Annotated in this window: 6 protein-coding genes; all 6 read right to left on the bottom strand. The window is 71.3% G+C overall.

The genetic code is table 11. The features are described from left to right. Positions 1–344: 344 nt before the first annotated feature. From REH65_RS08440 to REH65_RS08415, 6 genes are read right to left on the bottom strand one after another with little or no spacing between them, the layout of a single operon-like run. Positions 345–539 carry a ferredoxin gene (locus REH65_RS08440; RefSeq protein ID WP_281458569.1) on the bottom strand — a complete coding sequence of 65 codons (195 nt, stop codon included), beginning with the start codon at positions 537–539 and terminating at the stop codon, positions 345–347. Between the two features lie 36 nt (positions 540–575). Continuing rightward, entirely contained in the window at positions 576–1,751 is a 1,176-nt protein-coding gene (locus tag REH65_RS08435; RefSeq protein WP_406692004.1) for a cytochrome P450, read from the bottom strand. A 5-nt stretch (positions 1,752–1,756) separates the two neighbouring features. After that, positions 1,757–2,188 (bottom strand): glycosyltransferase, encoded by a 432-nt coding sequence (locus REH65_RS08430; protein WP_406692003.1) that lies wholly within the window; start codon positions 2,186–2,188, stop codon positions 1,757–1,759. Beyond that, a complete protein-coding gene (locus REH65_RS08425; protein ID WP_406692002.1) occupies positions 2,071–3,135 on the bottom strand; it encodes a hypothetical protein in 1,065 nt (354 codons plus the stop codon). Before REH65_RS08425 ends, REH65_RS08430 begins: the two co-directional genes overlap by 118 nt. Positions 3,136–3,163: 28 nt before the next feature. Continuing rightward, entirely contained in the window at positions 3,164–4,186 is a 1,023-nt protein-coding gene (locus tag REH65_RS08420; protein WP_406692001.1) for an FkbO/Hyg5 family chorismatase, read from the bottom strand. Continuing rightward, positions 4,183–8,607, bottom strand: a complete 4,425-nt coding sequence (locus REH65_RS08415; protein WP_406692000.1) for a carboxyl transferase domain-containing protein — start codon at positions 8,605–8,607, stop codon at positions 4,183–4,185. The genes REH65_RS08420 and REH65_RS08415 overlap by 4 nt, the downstream gene beginning before the upstream one ends. Between the last annotated feature and the right edge of the window lie 6 nt (positions 8,608–8,613).

The following is an 8,613-nucleotide window of genomic DNA, read 5'->3' as shown; positions in this document are numbered from 1 at the left end:
TCACGCAGTTGACGGCTCCGGATTGGGTGGGGCGGTGCGCACAGCAGGATGCCCCGCACCTGGTGTGGTGCGGGGCATCTTCGGGCCTGGTCGCCTCGGGTGCTCGTGACCGGCAGGGGACGAGCGTCGCGCGCCGGCGACGCTCCGGTGAGCACCTCTCCGGCCAGGAGCTCATCGCCAGGGGTGACGCGATTTCAATGGAAGTCGGACTCCTGATTTCCATTGAAGTCGGGGACCGGATTTCCATTGAGATCGCGTCACCCGGGACCTCGCGGCGTGGCCTTGCGGACTGAGGTCGGGTCTTGCGTGCTGGCCGGGATCGGGCTCGTGGTCCGGTCCCGGGGTCAGTCCTGGACCGTGATGGCTTGGGAGGGGCAGAGGGTGGCGGCCGTGGTGGCCGATCGGGCGAGCTCGCCCGCCGGGTTCTCCTCCAGGACGAGGACGAAGCCGTCGTCGTCCTGGTCGAACAGGTCCGGGGCCGAGAGCACGCACTGCGCCGCGCCGACGCACTTCTCGGTGTCCACGACGATCTGGGTCATGCTTGTTTCACCTTTCGGGAGCGGGAGGGGATCGGGTCACCAGCGCACGGGCAGCGCGTGCAGCCCGAAGAGGATCCCGTCGTACTTGAACGGCAGTTCCGACATCGGCACGGCCACTTCCAGCGTCGGGATGCGCTCGAACAGCTTGGAGTAGGCGACCTCCATCTCCAGCCGGACGAGGTTCTGCCCGAGGCACTGGTGCACGCCGTAGCCGAACGCGACGTGGCCCTGCGCGGAGCGAGTGGGGTCGAACTCGTCGGGCCGTTCGAAGACCGCCGAGTCGTGGTTGGCGCCGGCGACCAGCGGCACCACGCCCTCGCCCGCCTTGATCAGCTGCCCGCCGATCTCGACGTCGTCGGTGGCGACCCGCAGCGCCACCATGTCGGCGACCGAGTAGTAGCGCAGCAGCTCCTCGACGACCCGCGGATCGTTGATCCACTCCGGGTGCGAGAGCAGCGTCAGCACGCCCAGCGAGATGTTGTTCGCGGTGGTCTCGTGCCCGGCGATGAGCAGCAGCATCGCCACGCCGGAGAGCTCCTGCACGGACATGCCGTCGCTCGCGCTGAGCTTGCTGAGCAGGTCGTCGCCGGGGCGCTTCCGCTTGATCGCGATGAGCCGGTTGAGGTAGCGCAGGATCTGCTTGCTGGCCTCGTCGCGCTGCTCGTCGGTCGAGTTGATCGTCACCAGGATCTTGGTCTTGGCCTCGAAGAACGCGCGATCGACCTTCGGCACGCCCAGCAGCGCCGAGATGACCAGCGACGGCACCGACAGCGAGAAGTCCTCGACGAGGTCGGCGCTGTTGCCGCGGGCCAGCATCGCGTCGATCGACTCGTCCACGATGGACTCGATCGCCGGCCGCAGCGCCCGGATGCGGCGCACGGTGAACTCGGGCAGCAGCTGCTTGCGGAATTTGCCGTGGTCCGGGGGGTCGAGCGCCACGAACCAGCCGGGGATCTCGCTGGCGGCCGGCACCCCGCCGGTGCGGCCGGGCGCGGGGAAGCCCTCGTGCGCCGGGTTCGAGCTGATCCGCGGATCGGTGAGGACCTCCCGCACGTCCTCGTGCCGGGTCACCAGCCACACCGTGTCGCCGGTGGGCAGCGCCGCGCGGATCAGGCCCTGCCGCTGCCGGAACTCGGCGTACTCGGGCGGCGGGAACGACACGCCCGGCCTGCGCAGCATGAACGGGACGGGCTGCTCTTCGGTGTTGGTCACGCGGTTCACTTCCCTGCGAGCGCGGGCAGATCGAGGATCAGGTCGGCCGCGGTGGTGCGGCCCCCGGCGGTGCGCTGGAGCGCGGAGAGCTCTTCGGCGCGCTGCCGGAACGACGGGTCGCCGAGCACCCGGGTGAGCTTGTCCAGGACGTCGTCGGGGTCCATGTCGCGCGGCTTGTCGAGGGTGAGGCTGACGCCGACGTCGTGGCCGCGCACCGCCTGGTCGTAGCAGTCGACCCACAGCGGCCGCATCACCATCGGCTTGCCGAAGTGCACGCCCTCGGTGTAGGCGTTGCCGCCGCCGTGGGTGAAGAACAGCGTCACGTTCGGGTGCGCGAGCACGTCCAGCTGCGACGGCACCCACGACTCGATGCGCAGGTTGGCGGGCAGCTCCTCGGGGAGCCACTCCTGCTGGTCCTCGGGCAGCTTCCACAGCACGTCGTGCTGCCCCTCCAGCCGCCGGACGACCTGACGAACGACCGGACCTGCCCGGCGGTGAGCCGGGTGATCGTGCCGAAACCGGTGTAGATCACGGACTTCCGCTCGTCCAGCCACCGGGTGAGCTCGTCGGCGGGCGCCTGCGGCAGCGGCGGCACCATCGCGCCCACGGTGCGCAGGCCGTCGGGGAGCTCGAACGGGTAGTCCATCTCCGGGACCGCGTAGCACAGCACCATCTCGGCGGCCTCGACGCGCGTGAACTGGCCGTAGGCGGCCGGGTCGATGCCGAGCTCGGCGCGGACCTCGGCGTCGCGGGCGTTGCGCTCCTTCATCATCGAGGAGAACGCCAGGCTCAGCGTGCGCCAGCGGAACAGCCGGTTCGCGAGCCGCTGGCGCACGTTCATCTTCAGCGGCAGACCGGAGTTCGGCGCGGGGAAGTCCGGTGGCGTGTAGGACTTCCCGATCGGCACGGCCGAGGTGTAGAGGTAGCTGGGCACGAAGGTGTCGCTGAGCACGAACGGGATCTTCTCGGTGATGGCCAGCTCGTGCCCGAACTGGCACATGCAGTCGATGACCATCAGCGCCGGCTGGACCTTCGCCACGGCCTCTTCCAGCGCCCGGTACTTCGGCACCCGCTGCTCGGGCCGGTGGGTCTGCTCGATGACGGCGCGGTGGGCCTTGAACCGCGAGGACTGGGTGACCCGGCGGTAGACCTCGTCGGGCCAGGTCACCGACGACATCTCCGGCGTCACGTCACCGAGGGAGAGGAACTCGATCGGTGACCCGACCTCGGCCGCCTCCACACCGGCGCGCGCCTTCTCGTCGGCGACGAACCACAGGTCGGGCACGCCCCGGCGCGACAGCTCCTCGACGAGCACCAGCAGCGGGTTGAGCAGGCCGGCCTCGGGGAGGCTGACGAACAGGATCGGCCGTTGGGTCGAGCTCATGGGAAACCTCTCGGTGTCGGGTGGGGGATCACGGCTCGTTCCGGGGTGCGTGGACGATTCCTTCCAGCTCCACGGAGAGGTCGGCTCGGCAGACGTCGACGTTGAGGTAGGCGACCTGGGCGTCGGGGGAGAAGTGCTCCTCGCAGATCCGCCGCACGGCCGGGATGTCCTCGCGGTGGCGGACGTAGACCTTGATGGTGTCGAGGTCGGCGAGCGTGTTGTGCTGCTCGATCCGGTAGTCCGCGGCGGTTTCCGAGCCGACGAGGTGGGCGATGTTCTCCAGCGCCAGCAGCGTCTGCTTCTCCACGTCACCGGCGAACAGCGTCTCGTGCCCGCGGATGCTGGAGGTGCCGGAGACGTAGAGCTGCCCGGCCGCCCGGTCCTCGGTGGCGCTGAGGTAGGTGGCGCGCGCGAACTTCGGCGGCCGGGGCCCGTACCGCTCGGGGTAGTTGTACGCCGAGACCTGCTTGGAGTTCTCGATCGGCGTCAGCGCGTTGGTGCGCGAGGCCAGCACGTAGAAGGAGATCCCGCCGCCCAGCGAGCCGATGCCGGTCGCGGCCGGGACCGAGGTGTCGCTGAAGTCGCGCGCCTCGAACGCCTCGGCCCGGCCAAGGCAGAAGTCCCGGTAGACCTCCAGGCCGTCGGCGTTGTCGGCGTTGATGTCGTTGACGAAGTTCCACATCCGAGCGCAGCGCCGGTAGCCGAGGGACTCCATCAGCTCCAGCATCGCGGTGTAGGCGGCGCGGGTGGCCTCGGCGTAGCGCTCGGACGGCGGGACTCGACCGGCGCAGAGCAGGTGCTCGCCGTCGTGGGCGTAGCCGATCCCGCCGGATTCCCCGGTTTCCACGGGCCGGTCGGTCGTCCACACCTCGGCGAAGCCCTCGGCGGTGTCGTGGGCCATGTGCAGGTCGAACCGCAGGTGCCCGGGCGAGATGTCCGGATCGCCCGCGCCGGAGGTGTAGTTGATGACGCCGAGCACGCCGCTGAGCTCGTCGAGTTCGTCCAGCGGCACGAAAGCGGAAGCGGGGAGGTCGCTGATCTGCTGTGTCATGGGTGAAGTCGCTCCAGGGTCGAGGTCAGTTCGCCGCGCTCGACGGCCGCGATGATGCGCGACCGCAGTTCGGCGGGGCTGATGATCGAGTCCACCGAGCCCATCTCGACCGCGCGCTGGATGCTGTGGATCCGGTCGAACTCGGCGGCGACCTCGCCGAGCTTCTCCGCCCGCACCGCGGACCGGACGTCGGCGAGCTGGGCGGTGAGCGCGTCCCGCTCGGCGTCGTCGGCGTTCGCGAGCTGGTCCTGCAGCTTGGCGACGCGGGGGTCGCCGGTGGTGCGGTCGTGCACGTCCCGGGCGAAGACCACGGCCGCTGCCGGGGCGCCGCCGATGACCGAGGCGTAGGAGCCCTCCACGGCCAGGACGGTCATGTTGGGGTTCAACGCCTTGGAGAAGACGACGAACGCGCCGCCGTGGTAGCGGGAGATCACGCAGAACACGATGGGGCCGTCGAAGTTGACGATGGCGCGGCCGATCTCGGCGCCGTACTCCAGCTGGAGCTTGCGCATCGACTCCGGCGAGCCGTCGAACCCGGACAGGTTCGCCAGCACCACCAGCGGCCGGTTCCCGCTGGCCGCGTTGATGGCCCGGGCGGTCTTCTTCGACGACAGCGGGAACAGGGTGCCCGCGGTGTAGGCGTCGGGCCCGTCGGTGGGCAGGAATCCGCGTCGCGGCACCGAGCGGGACTCGATGCCCAGCAGGCACACCGGGTGGCCGCCGACGTGCGCGTCCTGCACGACGGCGGTGTCGGCGTCGGCCATCCCGGCCCAGCGCTCCAGCACGTCGTGGTCCTGGTCGGACACGGCGCGCATCACGGTGCGGATGTCGAAGGGCTTCTTGCGGTCGGGGTTGTGCTCGGGCGAGAAGATCTGGCCGACCCGGGTGAAGTCGCTGCCGTCGATCTCGTGCGGGAAGTCGCAGATGTCGCGATCGACGGGGTCGCTGGTGCCCGCGCTGCGCGGCGCGGTCTCGCCGGGGGCGACGTAGGTGTGCTCGTAGTGCGCCATCAGGACGTCCCGGGCACCGGTGAGGTGCGGCGCCCAGTACTGCGCCTGCCCGTTCGGCCCCATCACGCGGTCGTAGCCGCCGATGCCGAAGTTGTCCTCGGCCGAAACACCACCGGAGAAGTCCAAGGACTGCTTGCCGGTGAGCACCATCGCCGAATCCGGCGTCATCACCAGGATCCCCTTGGTGTGCATCAACATCGTGGCCTCGGCGTTCCAGTACGGCTGAGCGCCCACGTTGATCCCGGCCACGACGACGTTGATCTCACCGCCGCCCTGGGTGAAGGTGATGATGCGCTTGAGCACCACCGAGATCCAGTCCATCGTCTCGGTGCCCGACGACATGGAGATCCGGGCCCCGGCCGACAGCGCGAACCACTCCAGCGGCACGCCCAGCTCCTCGGCCAGGTCGATCGCGGCGACCACGCGCGCGCACTCCGGCTCGGCGAGCGCACCTAGCGAGCGGGTCGGATCACCCAGCAGCACAACGCGTTTCACGCCATCGGGGTGCAGCGTCGTCGGCGTGCTGGCGACGCCGACGACGAGTCCCGCGTCGTTGCCGCCCTTCGGCCGCTCCACCGGTACCAGCGCGCCGTCGTGCAGGTCGTGCTCGACGAACGTCCCGTCGGCTCCGGCGAGCAGGCCGATCAGCTCGTAGGGGTAGACGGTGCCGCGCCGCGCGGCCCGCAGCACCTTCTTTCGGTAGTCGTCGAGGGGCTGCTCCGGTTCGCCCGCGTCCACGTGCTCGCCGGAGATCGGGTCGCGGGCGAGGCGGGGGAGTTGCCGGGAGAACCACCGCTGCAGCACGTCGCGCGCCAGGTCCGCCACCTCGGGGAACCGCGTCCGGGTGGCCTCGACGAGGCGTTCCAGCAGGAGTTCTGCGCGTTCCCGCAGCGACTCGTCCGGCGGGGGCGCGCCGAGGAACCGGGTCAGCAGCTCGGAAGCCACCACGACGTCGTCGGGAATGCGCTGCAGCGCCAGGAACGTCCGGAAGACCGCTGCCTCCAGCTCCGGCGTGCGCACCGGATCGGTCACGCCGTGATGCGCGAGCACGCCGCTCAGCACGGCCCGGAAACCCGCGCTCGCACCGGATCGGTCGGGGTCGAGGCTCTGCAGGTAGCGGTGGAAGTGCTCGCGCGGGCTGTGCGCGCCGGCGGGGCCGGCTTCGTCGCGGGGCTTGTCGCGCGCGAGTTCGGCCAGGTCGGCGAACACGGCCAGCAGATCCAGTTCGCCCGAGCACGGACGGGCGCCCAGCTCGGCGCGCGCGGTCAGGTAGTCGGTGAGCAGTCCGCGCCGGTCGTCGGCGTCGAACCCGAGCAGCAGGTCCCGGAGCTCGCGCAGGCCGCGCTCGACCCGCTGGGCCGCGGAGTCCGCCTCGGGCCGCGCGGGGAGGTCGATCTCGACGGTTTCGGCGGTCTTCTCGGTGGGTTCGGCGTCGTCGGCCAGCGGCTCCAGCCGCAGCAGCGGCGCGCCGGTCTCGACCTGGTTGCCCACGGCCGCGGGGCATTCGCGCACGCGGGCGCGGAACGGTGCGCGCAGCACCGTCTCCATCTTCATGCTCTCCAGCACCAGCACGGGCGCTCCGGCCTCGACCTCGTCGCCGACCGCCAGCGGAGTGGCCACCACCAGGGCCGGGGCGGGGGAGCGCACCACGCCGCCCTCGTCGCGGCTGATCCGGTGCGCGACCCCGTCGATCTCGACGAGGTGGGTGGGGCCGCGGGTGGCCGAGACGAACCGGAAACCGCGCCCGTTGACCGAGATCCGTCCGCTGTGGGCGTCGAACCGCTCGATCTCGACGTCGGCGGGCTGCGTCTCACCGCCGCCGCTGATGCCCACGCGGAAGCGCTGCGCCCCGATCCGGGACACGCTCACCCGGTAGCCCACGCCGCGCAGCTTCAGCGCCAGCGGTGCCCCGGCGTCGTGCCGGACCTGCGGATATCCGCCGCGCGCGGTCGCCAGCAGCCGCTCGCGGGCCTCGGCCTCGGCGTCGCCGTAGGCGTCGATGGCGGCCGCGGCCAGGGCGATCGCCGAGTGCCGGTGGGTGACCAGGTCGCCTTCGGCGCGGACGCGGTCGATCCAGCCGGTGTCGGCGGAGCCGTCGATGACCTCGGGGCGGTCGAGCAGGTCGAGCACGAAGCTCTTGTTGGTGGCGCCGCCCTCGATGACCACCGTCGTCTCGGCCATCGCACGGCGCAGCCGGGCCAGCGCCTGGGCGCGGTCCGCCCCGACGGCGATGATCTTGGCGATCATGGAGTCGAAGTCGGGCGGGATGGTGTCGCCCTCGCCGACGCCGGTGTCGACGCGGATGCCGGGGCCGGCGGGCAGCACGAGCCGGGCGATGCGGCCCGGTGCGGGCGCGAAGTCGCGGTCCGGGTCCTCGGCGTTGAGCCGCGCCTCCACGGCGTGCCCCACCTCTCCGGGCCGGGCCCCTTCCAGCGGGCCGCCACCGGCCACGTGCAGCTGCAGCCGCACCAGGTCGACGCCGGTGGTGGCCTCGGTGATCGGGTGCTCGACCTGCAGGCGGGTGTTGACCTCGAGGAACGCGAACAGCCGCTCGCCCGGGTGGTAGAGGAACTCGACGGTGCAGGCGCCGCGGTAGTCGACGGCGACGGCCAGCCGCTCGGCGGATGCCTTCAGGTCGGCGACCTGCTCCGGCTCCAGCACCGGCGAGGCGGATTCCTCGATGATCTTCTGGTTGCGGCGCTGCACCGAGCAGTCCCGCACGCCCAAAGCCCAGGCGGTGCCCTGGCCGTCGGCGATGACCTGCACCTCGACGTGCCGGGCCCCGGTGACCAGGCGTTCCAGGAACACCGCGCCGGAACCGAAGGCCCGCTCGGCCTCCAACCGGGTGCGCTCGTAGGCCTCGGTCAGCTCGGCCTCGTCGTGGATCACGCGGATGCCGCGCCCGCCACCACCGGCGGTGGCCTTGAGCATCAGCGGGTAGCCGATCTCACCGGCGCTGCGGATCGCGGAGTCGAGGTCGGCGACCTCGCCGCGGCTCCACGGCGCCACCGGCACGCCGACCTCCTCGGCGAGGAGCTTGGCGCCGATCTTGTCGCCGAGCTTGCGCATCGCCTCGGCGCTGGGGCCGATGAAGGTCACGCCCAGCTTGTCGCAGAGCTCGGCGAACGCCGGGTCCTCGGCGACGAAGCCCCAGCCCACCCACGCCGCGTCCGCGCCGGAGTCGACAAGCGCGCGCTCCAGGGCGGCGTGGTCGAGGTAGGGCCGGGCCGAGGCCGGGCCCAGCGGGATCGCCAGGTCGGCTTCGCGGACGAAGGTGGCGTCGCGGTCGGCGTCGGTGTGCAGCGCGACCGTCTCGACGCGTCTGCCGAGCTCGGAGGAGAGATCCCGGACGGCGTGGATGAGCCGCATCGCGGCCTCTCCGCGGTTGACGATGGCGACACGGCTGAACATCGGTCG

Origin of the sequence: Saccharopolyspora sp. ID03-671 (assembly GCF_045278815.1) — a bacterium.
GTDB classification, from domain to species: domain Bacteria; phylum Actinomycetota; class Actinomycetes; order Mycobacteriales; family Pseudonocardiaceae; genus Saccharopolyspora; species Saccharopolyspora ipomoeae.
This window is presented reverse-complemented; position numbering and strand designations above follow the sequence as displayed.